This is a genomic window from Pseudoalteromonas sp. 13-15 (genome assembly GCF_001468205.2).
Classification (GTDB): domain Bacteria; phylum Pseudomonadota; class Gammaproteobacteria; order Enterobacterales; family Alteromonadaceae; genus Pseudoalteromonas; species Pseudoalteromonas marina.
Genome location: NZ_CP019162.1, coordinates 2,900,882 through 2,926,712, shown reverse-complemented (window position 1 = coordinate 2,926,712; position 25,831 = coordinate 2,900,882). Strand labels below are relative to the sequence as shown.

15 protein-coding genes and 1 tRNA gene are annotated in these 25,831 nt (G+C 39.3%); 7 read left to right on the top strand and 9 right to left on the bottom strand.

The window, feature by feature from the left end:
- Position 1: 1 nt before the first annotated feature.
- The 9 genes from ATS72_RS13505 to ATS72_RS13465 all read right to left on the bottom strand — a co-directional run bounded on the left by ATS72_RS13505 (position 2) and on the right by ATS72_RS13465 (position 10,693).
- Complete coding sequence (locus tag ATS72_RS13505) at positions 2-1,264, bottom strand: hypothetical protein (RefSeq protein ID WP_039036298.1); 1,263 nt, start codon at positions 1,262-1,264, stop codon at positions 2-4.
- A gap of 156 nt (positions 1,265-1,420) precedes the next feature.
- The gene (gene rfbC / locus ATS72_RS13500; RefSeq protein WP_058428281.1) at positions 1,421-1,987 is read right to left on the bottom strand and encodes a dTDP-4-dehydrorhamnose 3,5-epimerase; all 567 of its coding nucleotides are present in this window, start codon (positions 1,985-1,987) and stop codon (positions 1,421-1,423) included.
- Between the two features lie 13 nt (positions 1,988-2,000).
- Positions 2,001-2,876, bottom strand: a complete 876-nt coding sequence (gene rfbD / locus ATS72_RS13495; protein WP_058428280.1) for a dTDP-4-dehydrorhamnose reductase — start codon at positions 2,874-2,876, stop codon at positions 2,001-2,003.
- The gene (gene rfbA, locus ATS72_RS13490) at positions 2,876-3,748 is read right to left on the bottom strand and encodes a glucose-1-phosphate thymidylyltransferase RfbA (RefSeq protein WP_058428279.1); all 873 of its coding nucleotides are present in this window, start codon (positions 3,746-3,748) and stop codon (positions 2,876-2,878) included. Before rfbA ends, rfbD begins: the two co-directional genes overlap by 1 nt.
- 11 nt (positions 3,749-3,759) lie before the next feature.
- Positions 3,760-4,836 (bottom strand): dTDP-glucose 4,6-dehydratase, encoded by a 1,077-nt coding sequence (gene rfbB, locus ATS72_RS13485; RefSeq protein WP_058428278.1) that lies wholly within the window; start codon positions 4,834-4,836, stop codon positions 3,760-3,762.
- Between the two features lie 214 nt (positions 4,837-5,050).
- The gene (locus ATS72_RS13480; RefSeq protein WP_058428277.1) at positions 5,051-6,019 is read right to left on the bottom strand and encodes a Wzz/FepE/Etk N-terminal domain-containing protein; all 969 of its coding nucleotides are present in this window, start codon (positions 6,017-6,019) and stop codon (positions 5,051-5,053) included.
- A gap of 253 nt (positions 6,020-6,272) precedes the next feature.
- Entirely contained in the window at positions 6,273-8,942 is a 2,670-nt protein-coding gene (locus ATS72_RS13475; protein WP_058428276.1) for an SLBB domain-containing protein, read from the bottom strand.
- A gap of 122 nt (positions 8,943-9,064) precedes the next feature.
- On the bottom strand, positions 9,065-9,847 hold the full coding sequence (locus ATS72_RS13470) for a DUF481 domain-containing protein (protein WP_010555578.1): 783 nt from the start codon (positions 9,845-9,847) through the stop codon (positions 9,065-9,067).
- Between the two features lie 27 nt (positions 9,848-9,874).
- On the bottom strand, positions 9,875-10,693 hold the full coding sequence (locus ATS72_RS13465; RefSeq protein ID WP_058428275.1) for a mechanosensitive ion channel family protein: 819 nt from the start codon (positions 10,691-10,693) through the stop codon (positions 9,875-9,877).
- 274 nt (positions 10,694-10,967) lie between these two features.
- Between ATS72_RS13465 and ATS72_RS13460 the strand changes: the two genes are divergently transcribed.
- The 7 genes from ATS72_RS13460 to ATS72_RS13430 all read left to right on the top strand — a co-directional run bounded on the left by ATS72_RS13460 (position 10,968) and on the right by ATS72_RS13430 (position 25,773).
- Positions 10,968-11,043, top strand: a tRNA-His gene (locus ATS72_RS13460).
- A 242-nt stretch (positions 11,044-11,285) separates the two neighbouring features.
- Positions 11,286-12,611 carry a surface lipoprotein assembly modifier gene (locus ATS72_RS13455; protein ID WP_058428274.1) on the top strand — a complete coding sequence of 442 codons (1,326 nt, stop codon included), beginning with the start codon at positions 11,286-11,288 and terminating at the stop codon, positions 12,609-12,611.
- A 12-nt stretch (positions 12,612-12,623) separates the two neighbouring features.
- Entirely contained in the window at positions 12,624-13,736 is a 1,113-nt protein-coding gene (locus ATS72_RS13450) for a FecR family protein (RefSeq protein ID WP_058428273.1), read from the top strand.
- A gap of 40 nt (positions 13,737-13,776) precedes the next feature.
- Positions 13,777-21,066: an Ig-like domain-containing protein gene (locus tag ATS72_RS13445; protein WP_082652819.1), complete on the top strand. Its 7,290-nt coding sequence runs from the start codon at positions 13,777-13,779 to the stop codon at positions 21,064-21,066.
- Entirely contained in the window at positions 21,067-21,900 is an 834-nt protein-coding gene (locus tag ATS72_RS13440) for an MBL fold metallo-hydrolase (protein ID WP_082650890.1), read from the top strand.
- 14 nt (positions 21,901-21,914) lie between these two features.
- Positions 21,915-24,140 carry a CHASE2 domain-containing protein gene (locus ATS72_RS13435; RefSeq protein ID WP_074210164.1) on the top strand — a complete coding sequence of 742 codons (2,226 nt, stop codon included), beginning with the start codon at positions 21,915-21,917 and terminating at the stop codon, positions 24,138-24,140.
- On the top strand, positions 24,112-25,773 hold the full coding sequence (locus tag ATS72_RS13430; RefSeq protein ID WP_058428272.1) for an HD family phosphohydrolase: 1,662 nt from the start codon (positions 24,112-24,114) through the stop codon (positions 25,771-25,773). The genes ATS72_RS13435 and ATS72_RS13430 overlap by 29 nt, the downstream gene beginning before the upstream one ends.
- Positions 25,774-25,831 lie beyond the last annotated feature (58 nt).

Below are 25,831 nucleotides of genomic sequence, written 5' to 3'. Positions count from 1 at the left end.
TTTAAACCTTCTCCAACTTTAATGAAGAAGGTAATTCCACAATTAAAAAGCACATAAAAAACACTATAAATGGATTTATTTCGAGCTGGAAATACAAAACTAAAATAAGCACTAAAATAGAGGTAATTGCTTTGATTAAAAATATATTGGAAATTTTATTTATTTCATCTTTAGCTGTAAGTATGCAAAAAAACATATTACTCCAAATTAACGATGAGAAATATAATGATGCAGAAAACACATAAAAATATGAAAAGTCAATTTTATAAGAAAAATACCAAGTAACCAAATACTCTGCAATAGTGCTTCCAACTATTAAACTGGCTGTGATTAATAAAAATCCATAAGATTTCAGTCTTTTCACACTAGATTCGAACCAGGTTTTTTCACCTTTAATAAGTGATTCCCTAAGAGCTGGTATCAATGGAAGAGAAATAATAGAAAACAAACCACTACAAAGTAGTATAAGAGAATTTAAACTACTATATTGTGACGACCACTCAATACTACTAAACTTAGCTAAGATAATTACAGGTAATACATTCAATATAAAATTAACTAAAGTCGAAGCTTTTGTGTACTCTAATGCTGATAAAAAAAGTTCTTTTATAATCCTGGCATCAATTAACCCTACCAAAAACAAGTTTTCTTTGATAGTAAATAAAAGGCCTGTAATATATTTCATAATTAATGCTGGAAGAATTACAACTAAAAGAAAAATAGGGACTGAATCAATATAATCACGAAAGAAAATTAAGGTAATAATAGAGACCATACTTCCGATGCAAATAGCTAAACTCGACAAATATTGCTTTTGAAAGGATAAAACGATTGCATCAACTGGAAGACAGATACATTGGCTCATGAATAAAATAAATACTATAAATATCCCCGCAAATAAATTTTCACTTCTCAAACCCAATAAAAGCAGATTTTTAACATCTATTATATTGATGAAAATAATCATAATAGAAGAAACAAACAAACCAATTACCAAAAATAACGCCATACCATTGGTAATCCACACCCTAGCAGTATCACTGCTACTCGAACCCGATATTTTTGTAATCATTGCAGGTGATATTCCTGCTGTAGAAAGCATCAACCAAGAGTTTATACTTAATAAAACTGAGTAAAAAACTAGCCCCTCTGCTCCAAACTTTTCTGCAACCATAGGTAGTGACGTTAACTGCAGTAATAAAGTAGTTACTTTTGCGATAAGCGATGTTGATATTGAAGCTTTTAATTTGTTACTTCTGTTCATATTACCAATTTTTTAATGTAACTTACTAAATTACTTGGTTACGCTAATATAGCTTATATTCATGACTAGCTAACTCTAAGAATAACTCATCACTGAATCGTATAAATTTAGAAGTAAATTTTAACTGCAATTAAATGAGTGTAATAACATTCACTCTTAACAATAAGGGGTCAAGAGACCACGTGAACTTACTTCATCAATTGATAATGAATTAGTGTCCTTACTGGATAACACAGGCTTATTTTCAATAGGCCACTGAATACTCAAGATATTATCATTCCATGCAATAGATACTTCAGCTTTCGGGTTATAATAATCCGTACATTTATAAACAAATTCAGCTTTATCGCTCGTCACATAGAAACCATGAGCAAAACCTTTAGGTATCCATAATTGATGCTTATTTTCAGCTGATAGATATGCACCAACCCACTTTCCAAAAGTTGGTGAGCCTTTTCGAATATCAACAGCCACATCAAAAACCTCCCCTGAAATAACTCGAACAAGTTTCCCTTGAGTATTTTCAGTTTGATAATGTAAACCACGTAAAATCCCTTTACTTGACTTAGAATGATTATCTTGAACAAATCGAGTTGGTTTACCTGTAACTAGCTCTTCAAATTTTTTTTGGCTCCAGGTTTCCATAAAAAACCCGCGTTCATCACCAAATACTGTAGGCTCTATAATTTTCACATCTGGGATGCTTGTATCGATTACTTTCATTTTTTCAGCCTACTTATTTATATTTTTGAATAGTGTTTAATGCGGCTTTCCAGTCACTTGGCTCTACAGAAAAATTTGTTAAAATTTTACTGCAATCCAATTTTGAATTAGCTGGACGTTTAGCAGGAGTCGGATACTCTGAGGTTGAAATTGCACTAACTGTTACGGGCGATTCAATCACTTGTTGCGATAACGCTTGAGAAAATATTTCTGTTGCAAACTCTTGCCAGCTAACGTGTGGGTAACCTGAGTAGTTATATACACCGAACTTAGTAATACCTTTCTGAAGCTGTTGCGCTATGTTAATTAACGCTTTCGCTATATCACCTGCATATGTTGGGCCGCCAAATTGGTCCCCAACAACACCTAGAGTATCGCGTGTTTGTGCTAAACGCAGCATCGTTTTTACAAAGTTATTCCCATATTCGCTAAACACCCAAGCTGTACGAAAAATAATATGAGCATCGCACTCTTGTGCAACACTTTGCTCACCAGCAAGCTTAGTTTTACCGTAAACACCTTGTGGGTTTACTTCATCACCCTCTGTGTATAAGCCGCCTTTATCACCAGCAAAAACATAGTCAGTTGATATATGAAGAATGACCGCATTCACATTCGATGCTGCTTTCGCTAAGTTTTTTGGACCAACATTATTTATAGCATTTGCCAGCCCAAATTCAGACTCTGCTTTGTCAACTGCAGTATATGCCGCCGCATTAATTATAATAGTCGGCTGATACTTGTTTACTACTTCATTAACTTGTTCAGCATTCGTTATATCAAGCTCTTCTCGTCCTAACGCCAAAAAGTCAATGGAAGGGATATCAATTAATTGCGATACCAAGCAGCTTCCAACTTGACCATTTTTACCAGTAATAAGTACTTTCATTACTTTGCCTCAGACGCCAAACGAGTTAAATATTGACCATATTCATTCTTCATCATTGGTTTAGCTATTGTAAGTAATTCATCTGTGCTTAACCAACCGTTGCGCCATGCTATTTCTTCTAAACATGCCACCTTCAAACCTTGTACGTTTTCAATAGTTTGTACAAACGATGATGCTTCATGAAGACTTTCATGCGTCCCAGTATCAAGCCAAGCAAAACCACGCCCTAACAGCTCAACATTTAAACTTCCATCGTTTAAATACATTTCGTTTAAGGTGGTTATTTCAAGCTCACCACGGTGAGAGGGCTTTACCTGTTTAGCAAGATCAACTACACGATTGTCATAGAAGTATAAACCTGTAACAGCATAGTTTGACTTTGGCTTTTCAGGCTTTTCTTCTATAGAGATAGCTTTCATGTTTTTGTCAAATTCGACTACGCCAAATCGTTCTGGGTCTTTAACTTGATAGCCAAATACCGTAGCACCTGATGCTCTACTTGCCGCGTTTTTAAGCGTTTTACTAAACGATTGACCGTAATAGATATTATCGCCAAGTACTAAGCACACGCTATCATCACCAATAAAGTCTTCACCAATAATAAAGGCTTGTGCAAGTCCATCTGGAGAGGGTTGAATCGCGTAACTCAAGTTAATGCCGTAATCGCTACCATCACCTAATAAACGTTTGAAGCTGTCACCATCTTCTGGTGTAGTGATTATTAATATATCGCGTATTCCCGCTAACATTAACGTTGATATTGGGTAATATACCATTGGCTTGTCATAAACTGGGAGTAATTGCTTTGATACACCGCGTGTTAGTGGATAAAGTCGAGAGCCTGATCCCCCTGCTAAAATAATTCCTTTCACAAAATGCTCCTTTATTTATGTTTAATTTCGCCTAGGCGTTCGCGTTGATATGAACCATTTTGTACATTTTCACACCACAATTGATTTACTAAGTACCACTCAATTGTTTTGCGTAGACCGCTCTCGAATGTTTCCTCTGGTGTCCAGCCTAGCTCATTTTGCATTTTTGATGAATCAATAGCATAACGTCTGTCGTGGCCCGGGCGGTCTGCCACGAACGTTATTTGTTCTGAATATAGGGAATCTTTAGGCACTAAAGTATCTAAAATACTGCAAATACTTTTCACCACTTCAATATTTTGCTTTTCATTGTGACCGCCTATGTTATAGGTTTCTCCAACAATACCTTCGGTCACTACTTTATACAAAGCGCGCGCATGATCTTCTACGTATAGCCAGTCACGTATTTGGTCGCCTTTACCATAAATAGGCAAGTCTTTTCCTTCAAGGGCATTGAGTATCACTAAAGGAATTAACTTCTCAGGAAAGTGGTAAGGCCCATAATTATTTGAACAGTTAGTGACAATTGTAGGAAACCCATACGTGCGCAGCCATGCCCTTACTAAATGATCGCTCGATGCTTTGCTTGCAGAATAGGGACTACTAGGCGCGTAAGATGTTTCTTCTGTAAATAACGGAAGTTCACCTTCTTGTTCATCAGGGTGAGGTAAATCACCATATACTTCATCAGTTGAGATATGATGAAACCTAAACGATTTTTTGGCATCATTACTTAATGTATTCCAGTATTCACGAGCCGCTTCTAATAAGGTATAAGTTCCTACAATATTAGTTTTTATAAATTCGGCAGGACCAGTGATTGAACGATCAACGTGGCTTTCAGCCGCTAGGTGCATCACAGCGTCAGGCTTATGTGTATTAAAAACTCGATCTAATTCCGTTCGATTACAAATATCAACGTGTTCGAAATAGTAACGCTCAGACTCATCTGCATTTGAAAGAGACTCTAGGTTCCCTGCATACGTTAACGCATCAACGTTAGTTACACTATCTTGAGTGTTAGAAAGTATGTGACGAATAACGGCGCTACCAATAAAGCCTGCACCACCAGTTATTAATATTTTCACAATAAATACCTTTATATTTTTTGGGGATTATTCGTGCAAAGACGCTTTGCGCAGTCCTAATTATGTTTTATTTCTACAAAGTGTCTCAGTCATTTAATTAAGGACTGAGACACTTTTTCTAAATTGAGACGGTCAATTTAACTACCCCATTATAATTACTTGTTTTTATACTTTTATTTAAACGTGCCCAACAGCCCCGAAAGTAGGTTCCAAATCAGGATTTGGAATTACCAACAAAATGTCTGATCAATACTATCATTACACTTAACATGCCACCTAAAAGTAAACCCAGCACACAGATTAAAGCACGCTTAGGTTTAAACTTTTCTTCTGGCACGAGTGCTGCGTCTATAGTTTTAAATACATATTCGTCGCGCACTTTTGCAAACATAATTGTTTTAGTTTGCTCTTCAACAAGTTTATAGAGAACAGCACGTATATCAGCAATTTTAGTTTGTTCTAGTTGCTGAGTTAAAAAGTCGGTACTTTTTATTGCCTCTAACACATCACGCTGCTTCATGGTTTGGTTAATATCTTGTATTAACCAGCTCACCCATTGTTGAGCAATAGTTGGAGAAACATGCTCAATCGATATTTTAACCATGCCTGTTTCTTTATCTGTGCTGGCACTAAGAATTTTACTAAACTCTTTATATGCCTCTTGCATTGAAGGCTTTGGTTTAAAAGGTGCAGAAACTTCTCGCACCCATTTATTATTTTGAGCATTGTATATTTCGCTGTCATGGATAATAGCATCTGTTTGCATATTCCATGTTTTAGCGGACATTAAATAAGGGAGAATGTTGTGCTTTTTAATAAAATCGCTGGTGAATTGGCGTGATTTTAACACCTCAATTGCTAATTGTGCTTTATTGCTTGAACCGCCACCTAAATTAACGCCAGCCAAACTCGCTAAACCACCGAACTGGCCTGCTAAGCCTGCTAAACCACCTGAATTTTCTTGCTCTGCAGGAGCTAACAACGCCTCTGACTTATAAATATTAGGTAGGTGGATTGCATAAAAAACGGATGCCAGAGCAAACAAGGCAGTTACAGCTATAATTATCCATTTACCCTTCCAAATTACGGCAAAGAGTTCACGCAAGTTTATTTCGTCGTCGGCGATGTCATGGCTTTGTACGTAATCGTTATTTTCTTTTATACTTGCTTGGTTATTGTTCATATAAATCTCGGTTGATAGCTAAAGCTATTTATTAGTCTGGCAGCCAGGATTGCGATCCAATTCGTCGCAGAGTTTCTCTCGTTCTAACCTGAAGGCAAAATTATTTGCTTGCATAGCCCCTAGAGCACGCTTCCGCCCCTAGGTTGCAGTTCCTAAGGCCTGATAAAAATATAAATTTTGTTTTTACTATCTTGTACATGCCAACTAAAGCCAAAGGTTTTCTTTGGCTTTAGTTGCTAGTTTATTGCTTTAATTAAAGGCTACCAATTGCGGCTACTGCTACACCTAATTGATATAGTATCTGCGTTGCAGTGCTCCACAATGTTAGCTTATCCATGTGGCCAGCATCCATAGGGACCACTATTGTATCGCCTGGCTCTAACTGGTTTGCATTATTAGCCGCGAACCAGCCTCCTGTATTTGGAATTTCAACAGAGCCGTTGGCTTTAATAATGTAAATGCGGTCTTCTGCTGCTCGCTCTTTAAGGCCGCCGCTTAGGTCAATGTAATCATCTACACTTACACCTGCTTTATAAAGGTGCGATGTAGAGTAGTTAACCTCACCAATAATGCTTATAGAGTCACGTTTACTTGGTACATATAACGTGTCGCCATTTTGAAGTACTAAGTTTTGTTGGTTATTTACTATTAATGGTAAATCAATAACTAAACGCCCTACCGCTTCAACACTAGCTAAATCGTTTAGTAGTTTATCCATCTCATCGTATGAAAGAGAGTTACCGCTAACTGAGTTTTGGAAGCTTTTAGAAGCAATATCGCGGCGAAGCTCGGTTGATAAACGAGCAAGCTGTTGTTGCTCTTGCTCTTTTATAGAAACACGGGTAAATATTGCTGCGTTTTGTTCTGCAAAATCAGAAAATCCACCTGCACGTTTAAGTAAATCAGTGAGCGTTTCGCCCCGGCGAATAGTGTAGGTACCCGGGAATTTCAGTTCGCCTTTTAGCTCTACCTTTACATTTTCTTGCCAGTTAGGAATCGAGAAAATGTTAATGCTGTCTTTGCTACGAAGGGTAATATTGTTTTGTGATTCACCTTTTAGTGCACTTTCAAGATCAAATCGTACATGTTCTACCTGAGAGGCATCACCTAAAACAATGCGCGTTATTTCAGCTTGTTTAGTATAAGCGGATTCTAATAAGCCACCGGCTGCGGTTACTAAGTCGGCCACTTCGCCACTCACTGTAAGAGGGTAAATACCCGGGTAAGTGACGTTACCGTTAATTTCAACTAGTTGCATAGCTTGCGATATTGATGCTTGCTGTTTTAACTTTTCGATAATAGGAAGAAGTAAGTTATGGCGACTAAAAAAAGCATAGTCTTCTGCTTTTAATTCTTGCGATTGTTGATTCGCTTTACGTTTTGAGAAATCAGCAATTGTAAGCCCTTGCTGATTTTTTTTAATAGTTTCATCTTTTTGACTTATACCGATGTATTTTTCAAACTCTTTTTGTTTAAACTTATGCCATTGCTCAGCTTTAAATTGTTGCTCTTGTTGTTCTTGGCTTAGCGCCATGTTTTCAAGCGCTGTTTTTTCTATTTCTTTTTCTTCAAAGCGGCTAAATACAATGATTTTATCATTAGCTTTTAGCGCTAGGTTATTGTCAGTGTTTTTAATAATCGCTTGCGCTACGTCAAACTGGTGCGCTTCTATGTCACCATTAATGTTTGTTTCACGAATTAATAAACCATAGCTTAAATCTGCTTGGGGGAGTAAATCGCCACGCACAGACTTAAGTACATCTGAAATGCGTTTACCTTGGTACCACTGATAGTTACCTGGGCGTGCAACAGCACCAATTAGGCTAATTGAATTTTCGTATTGTGAACTTACCGAATTAAAACGAACTCGATCGCCATCTTGTGGAATATAGTTAATGTTACTTTTGCTAAAATCAACAGAGAGTATTTCTTTACGCTCATTATTAAAACGCTCAACAACCACGTTTTTAGCATAAGCCTCTGGTTTTAATCCGCCGGCCATGTTTAAAAGTTGTTTAGCCGTTTCACCTTGTTTAAGTTCAAAAATAGCCGGGCGTTTTACAAGGCCTTCAACCGTTACTTGTGAACCAACAGAAGGTACAAATACAACGTCCCCAGGTTTTAATACTATATCTTTACTGCTATCACCTTTGATCAGTAAATCGTATAAATCGAAGTTACTAACCACTTTACCAGCGCGTTTAACTTGAATATTACGAAGAGAAGCAATGTCAGATACACCACCACTGACAAATAATGCATGCGATACGGTGGTTAAAGACGAAACACTATAGCTACCCGGTTTGTAAGCCTCACCTAATACTAAAATACGCATACTGCGTAACTGCCCAAGCGATACAAACGCTTTTACGCCAATAACTTCTTGCTCTACCTTAGCATTAATAAGCGCTTTTACTTCTGCAAACGTTAAGCCTGCTACTTGGACTGGTGTTAAATCAGGAATGCTAATTCTGCCTTCACGATCGACTGTAACATCAAAACTTTCACTTTCTTTACCATAAAAGTTAATGTTTAACTGATCACCAGGGCCGACTAAATAAGTATCAGGAACTGCTGCGCTTTCATTTGGCATAAAAGTGGTTGGCTCACCGGCAAACAGTGAATAACCAAATGGTTTTAATTCATCTTTTTTTGGATTAAAGCGCTCGTCATCGCTGAGCTCTGCTTGCTGTGGCTCTTCACGCTCGCCAATCGTAGGCTGATCGGTTTGTGTTTGATTGCTTGGTTGATTTGATCCTGTGATTGTAGAAAGGTCAACACCATACTGCCTAGCTAAGGCTTCTTGCTGTGATTTAGGTAGTTTTTTAAATTGCTCTAGCTGCGAAGCAGTTGGCGTAAAAGCCATAGCGTTGATGCTAAATAAAAGAACAAAAGCACTTAATAATTGTGTCAAAACTTTCACGAGTAGGTATATCCCTAGGTCTACAACCAAAATTGGTGGCTATAATACATTAATCTGAGGCAAATAAAAAAGGGACTTTCGCCCCTTTTGTCATTTTAGTGTCACTAATTTAATGGTTTTGGTTAAAAACTGTAAACTAGTGTAAATGACGTCTCTGTGTCTGTGCTTTCTTTGTCATCAGCAACGTCTGAGTTGTTGGTAACATTAAAAGCCACTTTCATTTGTAGAGAGCCATTAATTTTAGCAAGTAATGCCGTTTCTGAACGTGTTTTAGTGTTCGTGTCACCGTATTCAACCGCCACTAACTGCGTAAAACGTGCATTATCAGAAATTTGCCAATTGTAGTCTAATTTACCAAGGGCAATCACTTCACCTTCAAACTCACCGGCAAGTGGATTGCCATTTTCGTCTACTTCAGTGCTGTCATCTGGGTACTCAAAGTATTTGTAACCCGGACCAATCTCTGCGCTTAACCACATTGTTTTTTCATTTAACAAACGTAAGCCATAACCTGCTGAAATTACAGACTCACTGCGGTATGCACCAAAGTAGTCTGAAACGTGTGAACCATAAATGAATAAATGAGAATGCTCTTCATTTAATTTATAGTTACCTTGGGCTGAAATTGAGTACTTTTCGTTTGTGCGTTGAGTAACTTTGTTACCGTTTGCATCGTCAACTTCATCTTCTTTATAGATTCCGTCAAGCTTGTACTCGTTGTTCCAGCTTTCTAAGTTGTGCTGTACTTTAATACCACCTTTAAGCGTTGTTGTTTCAGTGTTACCACTAGTAACAATAGCACCAAGCTCACTGGTAACTTCCCACGTTTTTTGCTCTGCATCTTCAGCAAAAGCGTTAGTCGCAGCAGAAGCTGCAACTAACACTGATAAAAGCTTTAATTTCATTAAAAATAACCTATTTAATACTAAAAATTAGTCTTGCTTGTGTAAATGAACATCCATTTGCGGAAATGGAATTGAAATATTTGCGTCGTCTAATGCAATTTTAATATTTTCCATTAGTGAAAAATATGTAGGCCAGTAGTCAGCAGCATTAACCCAAGGACGCACAACAAAGTTAACGCTAGAATCGCCTAGTTCTGAAACAGCTACAGTATAAGCAGGGTCTGTAAGTAAGCGTGTTTCTGCATCAAGTACTGATTTTAATACTTCTTTTGCCTGACGTAAATCAGCATCGTAACCAACACCAATCACTAAATCGATACGGCGAGTTGATTCGCGCGATACGTTTGTGATCGCACCTGACATAATTTGAGAGTTTGGCACAATAATTACTTTATTATCTGGTGTGCGAAGTTCAGTTGAAAAAATTTCGATTTTTTTAACCGTACCAGATTTGCCACCGGCTTCTACAAAATCACCCGATTTAAACGGACGAAGTAAAATGATTAGTACACCCGACGCAAAATTAGACAGTGAACCTTGCAACGCTAAACCTACCGCTAAGCCAGCTGCACCTAAAATAGCAATGAATGACGTTGTTTCAATACCAATTTGCGAAAGCGCCATTAGTACTGTTAATGCAAATACAAGGGTATACACAATACTTGCTACGAAAGAGCCAACCGCTTTATCTACTTGTTTTTTCGCAAAGCCCTTTTCTGTTAAGTTAGAACAAAACTTAGCAACTCGACTACCTATTAAAAAGATAATAAGCGCAACAACTGCTTGAATACTATAGTGTAAAATTAAGCCTGAGTTATCATTAAGCCAATTAAGTACTGAATCCATGTTTACTCCAAATGTTTTTGATTAGTGTTTTTCCGGATAGCATTATACATTAATTTACAATTTGTTCTCATTTATTAATGAATTCATACTATATATATGGCGAATTGTTTATAGTTTTTAATCGCGCATAGCTTGAACAAGCATTACTGAACTTTCGCTGTACGAGAGTGAATTTTTAGATTTTATTTTTAAATTTAATTTTTTTTAATTTAAGGCTTCACAAGGTTTATTATTTTATGTATTATGCGCGCCACACCAAACAAGGTGTGTAGTGGCGGTTGTAGCTCAGTTGGTAGAGCCCCGGATTGTGATTCCGGTTGTCGCGGGTTCAAGCCCCGTCAATCGCCCCATTTTTTCTATACCAATCTTCCTCTGTAAATAAAATCTACAACGTTAATCTTACACAAACTTTTTAAACCCGCTTATATTCAAATTTGTTAGCCCTATATTATCTTCGATGAATTGATATTTATACTTAAAATTAAATATCATTGAATTTATTATGTATTTTCATTAAAAACCGCTTATTTTCTGTTCAAAACCTATTTTTACTGTAAAATATATCTACACTTTTTAAGATATATAACTAAGTATGATTAAACCGATTCTAAAGCTTTTCCTATGTAGTTATTTGACCGCCCTCAGTTTTAGTTCTATTGCACAAAATATTAACAGCTACAGTCAGTTTTTAATCGATGTACAAAAGTTAGTCTCTGAAAAAAAATATCGCCAAGCCTACCAGCTAAGCCAGGGACAAAACCAGTATTTAGGCGAGCCCACTTATGATTTTTTGTTAGGTGTTTCTGCTTTAAAGTTAAATCATACTGCTGAGGCTATTTTTGCTTTTGAGCGCACCATTGAAAGCAATCCAAAGTGGTATGAAGCGCGTTTATTTTTAGCTCGCGCTTATATGTTGGTAAAAAACTTTCCTGCTGCACAAAATCAAGCCTTAATACTTGTTAACTCATCTATGGCGCCAAACACCATAAAAACCTCTGCACAGGCATTGTTAGATAGGGTCGCTTTACAGAGTAAGCGAGCCGGTGATTTTTATTCTCAAAATATTGAGTTTGCGTTAGGTGTTGATGGCAACGTAAATGCAGGCACTACAGAAGATACAATTATTATTCCTGAAATTGGGGAATTTTTATTATCTCCTGAAAGCAAAAGCACAGATGATAGTTACGCTAAGCTTAATTACTCTGGTAAATACTCTTATCCTATTAATCAACAAAGCACTGTAGTAATAAACGCTAACGCTGGATGGTATAAATTCGCCGAACTGAGTCAGTATGACAGAGTTAATGCCCATTTTAGTGCTGCATACAATTATGATATTGGAAGTATTAATTGGCACGTTCAGGCTTCAACAACGCCTTTAATGCTTGATTCAGAACTTTATAGAACTGAGTCGGCTATTACCTTGGGGGCTGATTTTGCGTTATCAGACGGTATTACCCTTTTTGCAGCGCTCAGTGGGGGGGAGTTAAACAACCGGTTTGACGACAAACTCGATAATATATTTTATGCGATTAATACAGGAGTAAGTTATTCAACACAGCATTGGTTTAACCGCTTTAGTGTCAATGTTAAAAATGAAGACGCAGACTTAACTCAGGGAAAATTTAATAGTCGCCAAAGCACCAGTGTGTACTACCAAGCCAACACTCAATTAGCCAAAAATTGGCAATTACTTTCACTTGCTGGTTACCAATGGATTAATTATCAAGAAGATCATCCTTTATTTTTGCAAGAACGTGCCGATAATCTACTTATGCTCTCGGCTACTGTTCGCTACTTAGTTAGTCGTGATTTTGCGTTGCAACTAACCACTAACTATCAGGATAAAAGCAGCAATATTGCTTTGTTCGAATACGACCGTTTAGACATTAATTTAAGCGCCTCTTACTCATTTTAATTTAAGGTATTTATGAAACACATACTTCCTATCATTACCGCCTTACTGTGTGTAAATTTTTATGCGCAAGCAAGTGAGCCAGCGGGTAAAACAATTTTGGCCCGTGGTTCTGTATTAGCAACAAATGAGGCAGCCCAACAACGTCAATTACAGCGTCGTGATACTGTTTTTGGTATAGACCGAATAACGACTGGCAACCAAAGTAAAGCGCAGTTTTCAATGTTAGATGGCGGTTTAATTTCTTTAAAAGAAAATTCAGAACTTAATATAGCCAATTACCAGTTTGATAAAAACACACAACAAGGGTCTGCATCTATTGAGTTACTCAAAGGCGGCCTGCGTTCTATATCTGGCGTTATCAAAAAAAATGGCGGTGCTTATGACGTCAAAACCCCTGTGGGGTCAATTGGTATTCGTGGCACGCACTTTGAAGTGCAGCTAGTAGGTAGTGATGTATTTATAGCTGTGTGGGATGGTGCAATCGACCTAACACTTACAAACAATAATGTGCTGTCGCTTGGTGATAATGAAGCATTTTCGTTTGCCCAAATTACAGGGACTGGTGATGTTTTTACAACAACGCGTGCCGCAGCTGTATTTGATCAAACCGTTGCAACTATTGAGCCTAATAGCGAAAGTGAAGAAACAGAGCAAACTCAAACAGCCTCAACAAACAACACCATTATAGAAGATGATAGCACAGCAGATGCATACTCAGAGCAGCAATTTCAGGCTGTAGATAATGCATCTTTAGTTGACCAAATAGCTCAGCGCCAAGGTATTTTTAACTACAACGCTTCTGATTTTAGTGTGGCTTCAAGTGCAGGAGGCGTTACCGACTTTTCTATGACTATGGCCGTTGATTTTGACAATGGGACAGTGCCTGATGGCGAAATTAGCTTTAAAGATGCAGGTGGTACATGGTATGCCGCGTACAGTGGTTTAATAAATATAAGTGAACTTGATTTAGCTATTACGTTTGCCTCATACGGAAACAATAAAGCAGAAGGTGATATAGACGCGGTGTTTTTAAATGACCTAGACACCATTATAGGTAACTTTCAGTTGAGTGAAATTAATAATCCAGATGTAAACGCGAGCGGTTCTTTTATTTTAGAACCGTAAACACATTGGATAGACCGCTTTTATTTTGGAGTATTAAATAATGACCGCCAAAAAACACTTTTTGCTTGGTTCAATGATGTTTGCACTAAGTGCTTGCGGAGGCTCAGATGAGCAACAACCTCAAGCGTCAGCGCAAGCGCCTACATCTACAGTTAACCCACCAGCCGTTGCAAGTTATGTAAATTTAGCGGGCGTTTTAGCCAGTAATAAAACAACACAAATACAGATTTTAGGTGAAAATACCGTGAGTCGCGGCGCTGTGGGCTCAGCTATAGCAAACTCGCAAGCTACTATTGGCTTTACTCAAACAGAAACAGTACAGGGTAATGTTTCATTTTTACTTAACGCCCGCGATCCCGATGGCATTAGCGAAATAAACTTAGTATTACCCAGCGTTAATAAAAGCCTACCTATTTGCTCATCTGATTGTGGTAATGAATACGAGCGTTCTGTTATTGGGCTAAGCCCATCTATTTATGGTGTAAGTGCCGGAGAATTACGCTTAGAAATATGGATAACAGATACACTGCAAAACCAAGTACTTGCCGATGCAATTACGTTTAGCTGGCAGCCTCATCAAATTGTAGGAGTAACAGCTCAACGAGAAGATCAAGGTATTAACCTTGCTTGGCAAGCCAACAATGAGCTAAACCGTTATAACGTATACATTGCCACCCAACCGGGTGTATCGCCTTCTAATGTTGATGAACTTGAAAATGGCCAACAATTTTTAAGCATTTCAGACCCTTTCTTTACAATACCAAACACGATTACAAACAAAAGCTATCAAGCTCTTATAACAGGCATAGATGGTAGCGGTGAAAGTGGGTTTTCTAACTTAATAAACATAGCTCCCCTAGGCGGAGAACTTGCTTTTGCTCCTACAGCTAACAACGATATATTTGAAATTGATGAAGATACTGCCCTGCAAGGCAATGTACTAACAAACGATACGAATCCGTATAGCGGACAGCTCCTTGCCAACACACAAGTATTAGTACCCCCTTCGCATGGCTCAGTAATTATAACTGAATCAGGTGATTTTACTTATCAGCCTGCGCTTAACTTTAATGGTGAAGATGCATTTAGCTATCAAATTATTAACGAGCTAGGCAGAACCGACACCGCGGTTGTGGCAATAACTATCAACCCAATTAATGATGCGCCTACTGCCCTAAACAATACCTATAATATTTCAAACGATGGTACGTTAACTGTTTCAACTCCCGGTTTGTTAGGTAATGATAGCGATGTTGATTTAGATGAACTTACGGTTGATGTAGCGCCTGTTAATGAGCCGCTGCGCGGACAGCTAACCTTATTTGCTGACGGTAGCTTTGAATACCAAGGCGAACCAAATATGCAAGGTGAAGATAGCTTTCAATATAAAGTTATTGATAACCAAGGCGGTGAAGCTACAGCAACTGTATTTATTGTAAGCACCAATACTAACTCGGCTCCCGTTGCTAATAACGATAGTTATAACGTAAACGAAGATAATACGCTTGTTATCTCTGCAGAAAATGGGGTACTTAGCAATGATAACGATCCTAACGGTGACACATTTACGGTAGACGACACCTTTATAGTTGCACCTACTCACGGGCAACTTTTACTTAGCATTGATGGCAGCTTTAGTTACATACCTGATGCTAACTTTAATGGGGTAGACCAGTTTCAATATGCAGCCATTGACTCTCAGGGCGCCAGTGCCACAGCAACTGTCACTATCATTGTAAATAGCCAGCCTGATAACCCGGTTGCGCAAAACGATGCATATCAGTTTAGCCGAAATAGTCTATTTTCAGTCTCAGCTGAAAGTGGCCTACTAGCCAACGACTTTAATATAGAAACTGGCGAACTTACTGTTAACACCACACCTGTTACAGTGCCTCAAAACGGCACGCTCAATTTAAATAGTGATGGTTCATTCACTTATCAACCCAATGCTGATTTTTCTGGGGTCGATAGTTTTTCTTATTCAATTTCAAACGTTCAGGGCTTAACCGCAACCGCTCAAGTAACACTAAGTGAAAGTGGAAATAACACCTTCCCTGAGGCAAGCGATGATCAGTTCACCATAGCCGAAGATAGCAGCGCAACACAGCTTAATGTATTAGCAAATGACACAGACGCTGACGGCGATACCATTACACTATTTAATGTAAATAGCACACTTGGCTCAGCAAGCATTGTTAATGGGCAAATTGAATATACCCCGCCGGCCAACTTTTCTGGGCAAACTGTTCTTACCTACAGTATTACTGATGGGTATGAAAATGGCTCTCCTGGTGAGAAAGACAGTACCGCAAGTGTTACGATTATTGTAACGCCTGTAAATGATGCACCCGTTGCAAACGCTGACCTTGCTACCATAAATGAAGACGCAATTGCATTGCTCATTGACGTTTTAGCCAATGATTCGGATATTGACGGCGACAGCTTAATATTAAGCGAGGTCTCTGCCGACAGTGGCACTGCGCTAATTGTTGATAATCAAATTCAGTACACACCCGCCCCTAATGCAAATGGCGTAGCAACGGTGACTTATTCAATAAAAGATGCGCAAGATGCAAATGCGACTTCAACACTGAGCATTACTATTTTACCAATCAACGATGCACCCGTTGCCACTGCTGATACTGCAACTATGGATGAAGATGCGGCGCCTATTACTATTGATGTACTCGCTAATGATTCAGACGTGGATGGCGACAGCTTAGTAATCAGTAACGCCACTGCCGATGTGGGTGCTGTAAGTGTTGTAAACAACCAAATTCAGTACACGCCTGCTGCTAATGCAAACGGCGTTGCAACGGTAACTTACACTGCGAGCGATAATAACGGTGGAACGGCTAACAGCACATTAGCGATTACTATCAACCCAATTAACGATGCGCCTGTTGCCACTGCCGATACCGCAACCATTGATGAAGATGCGGCGCCTATTACTATTGATGTACTCGCTAACGATTCAGACGTGGATGGCGATAGCTTAGTAATCAGTAACGCCACTGCCGATGTGGGTGCTGTAAGTGTTGTAAATAACCAAATTCAGTACACGCCTGCTGCTAATGCAAACGGCGTTGTAACGGTCACTTACACGGCAAGTGATAATAACGGTGGAACGGCTAGCAGCACTGTAGCAATTACTATCAACCCAATCAACGATGCACCCGTTGCCACTGCTGATACTGCAACTATGGATGAAGATGCGGCGCCTATTACTATTGATGTACTCGCTAATGATTCAGACGTGGATGGCGACAGCTTAGTAATCAGTAACGCCACTGCCGATGTGGGTGCTGTAAGTGTTGTAAACAACCAAATTCAGTACACGCCTGCAGCTAATGAAAATGGTGTTGCAACGGTCACTTACACTGCAAGTGATAATAACGGTGGAACGGCTAACAGCACATTAGCGATTACTATCAACCCAATCAATGATGCGCCTGTTGCCACTGCCGATACCGCAACCATTGATGAAGATGCGGCGCCTATTACTATTGATGTACTCGCTAACGATTCAGACGTGGATGGCGATAGCTTAGTAATCAGTAACGCCACTGCCGATGTGGGTGCTGTAAGTGTTGTAAATAACCAAATTCAGTACACGCCTGCAGCTAATGAAAATGGTGTTGCAACGGTCACTTACACGGCAAGTGATAATAACGGTGGAACGGCTAGCAGCACTGTAGCAATTACTATCAACCCAATCAACGATGCACCCGTTGCCACTGCTGATACTGCAACTATGGATGAAGATGCGGCGCCTATTACTATTGATGTACTCGCTAATGATTCAGACGTGGATGGCGATAGCTTAGTAATCAGTAACGCCACTGCCGATGTGGGTGCTGTAAGTGTTGTAAATAACCAAATTCAGTACACGCCTGCTGCTAATGCAAACGGTGTTGCAACGGTCACTTACACTGCAAGTGATAATAATGGCGGAACGGCTAATAGCACATTGGCCATTACCATCAACCCAATCAACGATGTCCCCGTTGCCACTGCCGATACTGCAACCATGGATGAAGATGCAGCGCCTATTACTATTGATGTGCTCGCTAACGATTCAGATGTGGATGGCGACAGCTTAGCAATAAGTACCGCGAGCGCTGATGTAGGCACGGCAACTATTGTAAATAACCAAATTCAGTACACGCCTGCTGCTAATGCAAACGGCGTTGCAACGGTAACTTACACGGCAAGTGATAATAACGGTGGAACGGCTAGCGGCACATTAGCAATTACTATCAACCCAATTAACGATGCACCCGTTGCCACTGCCGATACTGCAACTATGGATGAAGATGCAGCGCCTATTACTATTGATGTACTCGCTAACGATTCAGACGTGGATGGCGATAGCTTAGTAATCAGTAACGCCACTGCCGATGTGGGTGCTGTAAGTGTTGTAAACAACCAAATTCAGTACACGCCTGCAGCTAATGCAAATGGTGTTGCAACGGTAACTTACACTGCAAGTGATAATAACGGTGGAACGGCTAGCAGCACATTAGCGATTACCATCAACCCAATCAACGATGCACCCTTAGTTACTGAGCAAAGCTTTAGCATTAACGAGGACGCGACAGATTCCGACATTATAGGAACCATTGTTGCAACTGATAATGAAAACCAAGATTTAACTTACGTATTAGCCGGCGGTGATTTTGCTTTATTTAGCTTAAATGCATCATCTGGCATTTTAAGTGTGAATGGCGAAACCCCTTTTGACTATGAAACCAAAACTCAATACATATTAAATATTCAAGTAACAGATAACGGCACCCCTAATGAAACCACTGCGGTTAATATCACGGTTAATATAATTGATGTTGCCGAGCCACTAATCCCTGTTGAAGATACATCATTTGGTCGCCCTATTACGGGGCAGCTCGATCTAGGCAGCGTATTTTCAAGTGGCCAATTTAACGACAGCATAGCGCTTAACAACAACTTATATTTTGTGGGATTTACCAATAATGCAGACAAAGACATTCTTATTGTTTCGTACACTAATAACGGCGAAGCAAATACCGCATTTAATACCACAGGCACTAAAATACTTGATTTAGAGCAAGATGAAGAAGCCACTGCCATTATTTCCGACGGCACCGATTTGTTTATTGCCTACTCTAGTTTTGATGGCATTAATAATGAAGCATGCGTACTTAAAATGGATCTTGCAGGAACATTAAGAACAGGCTCAGATGATGACGATGATGATGATGGGGAAAGTAGCACGGGTATAAAATGTACAACGCTTAACAGTACCACGGTTATCAATGACCTTGAAATTGACGGCAATAAATTACTTGCTGTAGGCAAGCACTTTGACGGTACTCAAACCGATAGCCTATGGATACATTATAAAACCGACGACTTGTCATTTGAAAACTCTACACCCGCTATCGTTGATGTAAGTGGTGCTAATCGTGATGATGAAGGCCACGCAGTTAAAAACTTTGAAAACTCAGACTATTTAGTTGTGGGTAGCGTTACCGATGCTGATGGCACTAAAAACTCACTTTTGCGTTATTTAAAAGCAAATGGAGATAACGATGGTAATTTTAATGGGGGCGATCCGCTTATCATTAACTTATCAAGTGACTTAGGCCAGCCAGGTAACAATAAAGACGATGAGCTATTTGCCATTGGGGGTTTAGCTGATTCTAATTTTACAGCTTTTGCAGGTGGCTATATGACACGGCAAACAGGCGAAAAAGAAGCTGTTGTGTTAGCGATTGATAAAAATGGCGAGCTAGTGACCAGTTTTGACACCGACGGAATAGCAATTTATGACATTGATGGCAACAGCGGCGAGGGTAATGGCGGCGCTCAAATAACGGGTATCCAATACGAGCCAATTAAAAATGAAATAATGCTCTCGGGCACAACGGGTGTTCCTAATGCAGAACACGTATTTACAGCTCGCGTAATTAGTTCAACCGGTTTACTTGATGATACGTACGGTGAGTCTGGAGTTAGCACTCTTTCAGGTATAGATGCTAAACAAACTGTAAACACAACGTCTATCGACTCTAACGATACTTTATGGGTAGCTGGCATTGATGACGACACCAATACTAAACCATTTATTGGAGCGATAACCGATCAAGCCGCATTGTTTACTAATTTCAATAGCACAGGTTATTTAACAGTTGATGAAATAAGCGAAGCGTCAAACGATAAATCAATGAAATTGATACAACTTAGTAATGGCGCTCAAGCAGGTAAATATATGCTTGCCTCAACAGCAGAAACAAACGGTGTAATAAAATTAGTATTAACCCGTTTTACAAGCACAGGCGCAATAGATACAAGCTTTAGTAAAACGGGCCACAAAGAAATTGCCATAGAGTTAAACTCGCAACACGTTGCGTTAGCTGAATTAAACAATGGCAACTTATTACTTGCTGGTACTAAAAAAACCACAAATGGCTCGCAAGGTTTTGTAGCTAAAGTGGACCAAGATGGCTCCCTCGACACAACATTTGCAACCGACGGCATCTATGTAACCAACATTGAAAATACCGAGGCGCTTACATTATCAGATATAGCAATAACCAATAGTAACAATATTGTTGCAGTGGGTACTGCAACGCAATCTGGGAACACACAGTCATTTGCAATGATGCTCACAGCGCAAGGGGTACTTGCTACAAGCTTTGGCACTGAAGGCGTTTTATTAGGGTTAACGGGTGAGGATTTTTCTAAAATTCACATTGATAACAATGAGATTTTTATTGCTGGTGAATTAGTAACAGGTGCTGATTCAGCATTAATTGCGCTCAAACTTAACTTAACCGGCAATGAGTTGTTTAGATATTCAGGTACCGATACGCCTAACATCAACAACAAAGTAGCCAGTGTACTAACCGACTTATCTGGCGCAATCTATTTAGTTGCAAATTTAGTCGCTACACCTGATAAAGCGAATGTTGTGCGCCTGCTTTCGTCAGGCTCATTAGATACAAGCTTTGCTGACAATGGCGTTGGCCAATATAGTTTAGCTGCAACCGGCAATACTTTAATTAAAGGTGCCAAGCTAGATAGCACTGATAAACTTATATTAGTCGGTACTAGTAACAACCAGGGCGTAATTGCACGAATTACTACAAATGGTGAGCTTGATAGCATATTTGGTACTGGTGGAGTTGGTTATTACCAAGCTAACCTGTGTACAAATTCACTCGTATTTACCTCGTTGATTCTACAAACTGACACGCAAATAGCCTTAAGTAGCACTTGCGATAATGGTAGCTCAAATAATATCAGTGTATCTAAGTTTGATTTCTATCCGGATGGAGTTGAGCCATAAATGAAAGTCGAATTATTTGGGGTAAGAGGCTCAATGCCTACACCCGGTAGCGATACCCATCTATATGGTGGGAATACATCGTGTACTTATGTGACAAAAAATAATGGCAGTTCACTGATATTAGACTCGGGCACTGGAATAGCAAAACTTGGAGATTATTTACTCGAGCAGCAAAGCCCCATTTATATTTTGCTCACTCACAATCATTGGGATCATATTCAGGGCTTTCCTTTTTTTAAACCTATTTATCAAGCAAATCGCGATATAACAATTGTTGCAGGTGATGTTGATGATAAAGGTAGCCAACACGCTATTTTAAAACAAATGAGTGGCTCTTATTTCCCTGTTCGCCATCAAGATTTACCGTCAAACATTACGCTCAATACTGAGCTTTCGGCGCAAACGCAATTTAACCTTAATGGTTTTTCTATCTCCACCGCACCGCTAAATCACCCTGGTGGCGGAACTGCTTATTGCTTAATTGCTGATGGCGCGAAGGTGGCATATGTGACCGACAACGAGCTTAACCCACCTCAGCAAACTAAAACCAGTATTAGCGAGTGGGCAGCATTTATAGAAGGGGCAGATTTACTTATACATGACGCTCAACTTATTGATGCTGACTTACCATTAAAACATGGCTGGGGCCACAGCACTATTGACCAAGTTGCTCAACTTGCAATAAAAGCGAAAGTCAAAAACATGGTGATAATCAGTCACGATCCATCAAGAACCGATGAGCAACTTATCGAAATAGAACGTTATTTACAAACAAGCTACGGCAAGGATGTGCATATTGAATGTGGTAAAGAGGGGCGCGTTTTTGAATTTTAAACGCGCTAGGAGCTTTGACTATTAACCTATTAAAAAAAATAACATCAAAGCATTTTTATATTGGTGTATTGATCACATTACTCATAGCATCTATTGAATTTTTTTCGACAGGCGCTGTAGCTAAACTTTTAAACCGAGTTGAAGGGATTATTTACGATTCACGCTTACAACTAACCCTTGCAGAGACACCAAGAAAAGTGAATGAATCTGTAGTGATCATCGATATTGATGAAAAAAGCATGCAAGAACAGGGGCGCTTCCCTTGGAGTCGCTCTAAAGTAGCTGAGCTAGTAACTAAATTGACTGACGCTGGTGTTATTGTTATCGCCTTCGATATATTTTTTTCGGAGCCTGAAGTAAACCCTGTCACTAAAATCATGACTGAACTTCCTGACTTTTCGGCAAAGTATTCGACCCCCCTTTCGACAATAAAACAACAAGTAGATGCCGATACAAAATTGGCTAAAGCGCTGGCAAAAAATGATATTACCTTAGGGTTTTTATTAATTAACGACAAATTAAGTGAGCATAAAGCGCCATCTAAAAGTAGCGTGGTTTGGCGAGAAGATGATCACATCAACTCGCAAATTAATGACTACCCGGGTGCTATTATTAATATCCCTCAGTTACAAAATGCCGCATCAGGCCAAGGTTTTATTAATGCACATAGTGATGAAGATGGCTTTATACGAAAAGCAGCATTGATTAATCGTGTAGGTGATACCCTTTACCCTTCGTTGGCCCTTGAGGCCGCCCGTTTGTACACATTAGCCAACACAATAGAAACACGCTCAACGACATCAAATGGTATAACCCTATTTGAAGGCATTAAGTTTCACAATAAATGGATCCAAACTGATGAATACGGACAAGTACTTATTCCTTATAAAGGGGCTGCTCGAAGCTTTCCGTATTACTCAGCAACCGATGTGCTAACCCAACGAGTTGGCTTGAAAGAACTTGAAGGAAGTGTCGCGTTTATTGGCACCTCTGCTGTGGGGTTGGCTGACTTACGATCCACACCTGTGGGCTTACAATACCCGGGAGTTGAAGTTCATGCCAATATATTTGAAGGACTCATGAACCCACAACTACTTCCTTCAAAACCGAGTTGGTCACTTGGCGCCAGTTTGATCATTATTATTATTACTGGCCTTGTGCTGTCGTTTTTTAGTATTGGCAAAACCGCACGTTTTATTTTGGCACTCTCAATTATTGTTGCTGGTGTTGTCGTCGCTATAAATTTTTATTTGTGGTCAGCACAAAAGGTGAGCCTTCCTTTATTCATGACCTTATTACTCACCACTCTTCTGGCTAGCTATTACATTATTGTTGGTTCTATTGCTGAAATGAAACACAGCAAAAAAATAAAAACGATGTTTGACCAATATGTACCACCAGAACGTATCAACCAGCTTATAGAGCAAGGCGGTAACCTGGTTAAAAGCAGCGAACGCAGAAATATGACTGTTTTATTTGCCGATATAAGAGGTTTTACGTCACTGTCTGAGAGCATGTCGGCTCATCAATTAAGTGAGTATTTAAACCAATACTTAAGCTCTATTACTAAAATAATATTTGATAATAATGGTACTATCGACAAATACGTTGGCGATATGGTCATGGCATTTTGGAATGCCCCGTTAATAGATAAAGACCACGCCCAACACGGCGTAGAAGCGGCTCTAGCAATGACCGAAGGCCTAATAGAAATAAACGCCGTGTTTGCACAGCAAAACCTTCCTGCAATTAGTATTGGAGTAGGCTTAAGCTCTGGCGACATGAATGTAGGAGACATGGGCTCAATATATCGTAAAGCCTATACAGTTTTGGGTGATGCGGTTAACTTAGGTGCTAGAGTCGAAAGCTTGACCAAATTTTACGGTGTCGCTATTCTGGTCACTGAAGAAACAATGCAAGCTTGCTCAGCAATTACTTTTAGGCTCATAGATAAAGTACAGGTGGTTGGAAAAAAAACCTCAATTGCACTATATGAACCCATAAATTATACGAATAAGCTCAATAAAGTACAGCTTAACGAAATAGATAACTCGCTTAAAGCCATCACGCTTTTCCATAACAAAGAATGGGAAAATGCGCTCAGCTTATTTGAGCAATTAGAAAATAACGCTGTATTAAACGCAGGCGTTTACCGTGTTTACATAGAAAGAATACAAAGTACAGATATACAAACACTCGCTAAGGATTGGAATGGTGCCTTCGTACATACAAAAAAGTAGCAAAAATATGCCCCAGCACATTAAAGACAGAACAAACCTTCAGCACTTTATCGATATTAGTATTCGCCTTACTACCGAAAAAGAGCCACAACTGCTGTTAGACGAAATTTTACAAGTTGTTATGTCTATCGCTAACTCAGATGCAGGCAGTATTTATTCGATTACAGAAGATGATCAGCTTAAGTTTGAAACAGTGATCAATAAATCACTTAACTTATACTTGGGGGGTGGTTCAGATCGTTTTGTTAGCTTTCCCAATATTGACTTGTGTATCGATGGCAAACCAAACCAACGAGCAATCGTTGCCCATGCTGTTAATTCAGGCAAAGTAATTAATATTCCTGATGTTTACGCTGCACTGCCTTTTGACATGAGCGCTGCGCGAGAAATGGATGCCCGCACAGGTTATCGCACGCAATCAATGCTAACTATTCCTTTAAAAGATCACCAAGATGATATTTTAGGTGTGATACAGCTCATAAACGTAAAAGATAGCAACAATAATATTATTCCCTTTAGTGAAGAGCTCGTCACGCTAATACGCTCGTTTGCTTCATTAGGGGCTATTGCATTAACTAACTCATCACTGATTAAAGAAATGGAAGAGTTGTTTTCTACTTTTGCTGAAACCATTGCAATGGCTATCGATGAAAAGTCTCCTCATACCGGTGGACATTGTAAGCGTGTACCCGCATTAACGTTAATGTTGGCCGATGCGGTAAATGCAATAAGTAAGGGCCCATTAGCGTCATTTTCTATGAGCGACTCAGACCGTCATCAATTAGATATAGCTGGCTGGTTACATGACTGCGGAAAAATCGCCACCCCTGATCACATTATGGAAAAGGCAACTAAATTAGAAACCATTTTTGATCGTATCAGCTTCATAGACGCCAAATTTGAGATCATTAGCCGAGATTTAAAAATTAACTACCAAGAACAAATAATCTCAGCAATGAAAAATGGTAAGCCTGTAGAGGTGCAGCAACTCGAACGACTGCTCGATACCGAGCTTAAGCAGGTTGCACTGGACCGTGCTTTATTACAACGCATTAATGTGGGTGGGGAATTTTTAGGCGATAAAGAACTTGCCCAAATAGAACGCATTGCACAACACTATCACTTAGTGATCAACGATATACGCACACCACTGCTCAATGATGATGAAGTTGAAAACCTGTCAATACGAAGAGGAACGCTCACCGCTGGCGAGCATGATGTCATGAAGCGTCATATGGATGTCACTAAAAATATTTTAGATGCCCTGCCGTTCCCTAAACACTTAAGTAAAGTATCTGAGTATGCATTAGGGCATCATGAAAAACTCGATGGTACAGGTTACCCAAGGGGTCTAACCAAAGAGCAAATGTCGATACCTGCTCGGTTAATGGCAATTACCGATATATTTGAAGCACTTTCAGCGGTAGATAGGCCTTACAAAAAGGCAAAGCCGGTAAGTGAGTGTTTATTTATACTCGGTACTATGGTCGAAAAAAACCACTTAGACCCTGATATTTTCGCTGTTTTTATCGAATCCGGAGTGTACAAAAATTATATTAGTGAATACGCAAATCCAGAACAGCTTGATGACGTAGACCTTAATAACCTACCTGGATATAAATCAATCCGTTAATGCCCTACTAAAATTAACGACGCTGAACAAAAAAATGCCACCTTACGGTGGCATTTAC

Bases quoted from the DNA above. Each gene is read 5' to 3' on its own strand.
- ATS72_RS13505 (WP_039036298.1), bottom strand. From the start codon at position 1,264: ATGAACAGAAGTAACAAATTAAAAGCTTCAATATCAACATCGCTTATC.
- rfbC (WP_058428281.1), bottom strand. From the start codon at position 1,987: ATGAAAGTAATCGATACAAGCATCCCAGATGTGAAAATTATAGAGCCT.
- rfbD (WP_058428280.1), bottom strand. From the start codon at position 2,876: ATGAAAGTACTTATTACTGGTAAAAATGGTCAAGTTGGAAGCTGCTTG.
- ATS72_RS13480 (WP_058428277.1), bottom strand. From the start codon at position 6,019: ATGAACAATAACCAAGCAAGTATAAAAGAAAATAACGATTACGTACAA.
- ATS72_RS13470 (WP_010555578.1), bottom strand. From the start codon at position 9,847: ATGAAATTAAAGCTTTTATCAGTGTTAGTTGCAGCTTCTGCTGCGACT.
- ATS72_RS13465 (WP_058428275.1), bottom strand. From the start codon at position 10,693: ATGGATTCAGTACTTAATTGGCTTAATGATAACTCAGGCTTAATTTTA.
- ATS72_RS13455 (WP_058428274.1), top strand. From the start codon at position 11,286: ATGATTAAACCGATTCTAAAGCTTTTCCTATGTAGTTATTTGACCGCC.
- ATS72_RS13450 (WP_058428273.1), top strand. From the start codon at position 12,624: ATGAAACACATACTTCCTATCATTACCGCCTTACTGTGTGTAAATTTT.
- ATS72_RS13445 (WP_082652819.1), top strand. From the start codon at position 13,777: ATGACCGCCAAAAAACACTTTTTGCTTGGTTCAATGATGTTTGCACTA.
- ATS72_RS13440 (WP_082650890.1), top strand. From the start codon at position 21,067: ATGAAAGTCGAATTATTTGGGGTAAGAGGCTCAATGCCTACACCCGGT.
- ATS72_RS13430 (WP_058428272.1), top strand. From the start codon at position 24,112: ATGGTGCCTTCGTACATACAAAAAAGTAGCAAAAATATGCCCCAGCAC.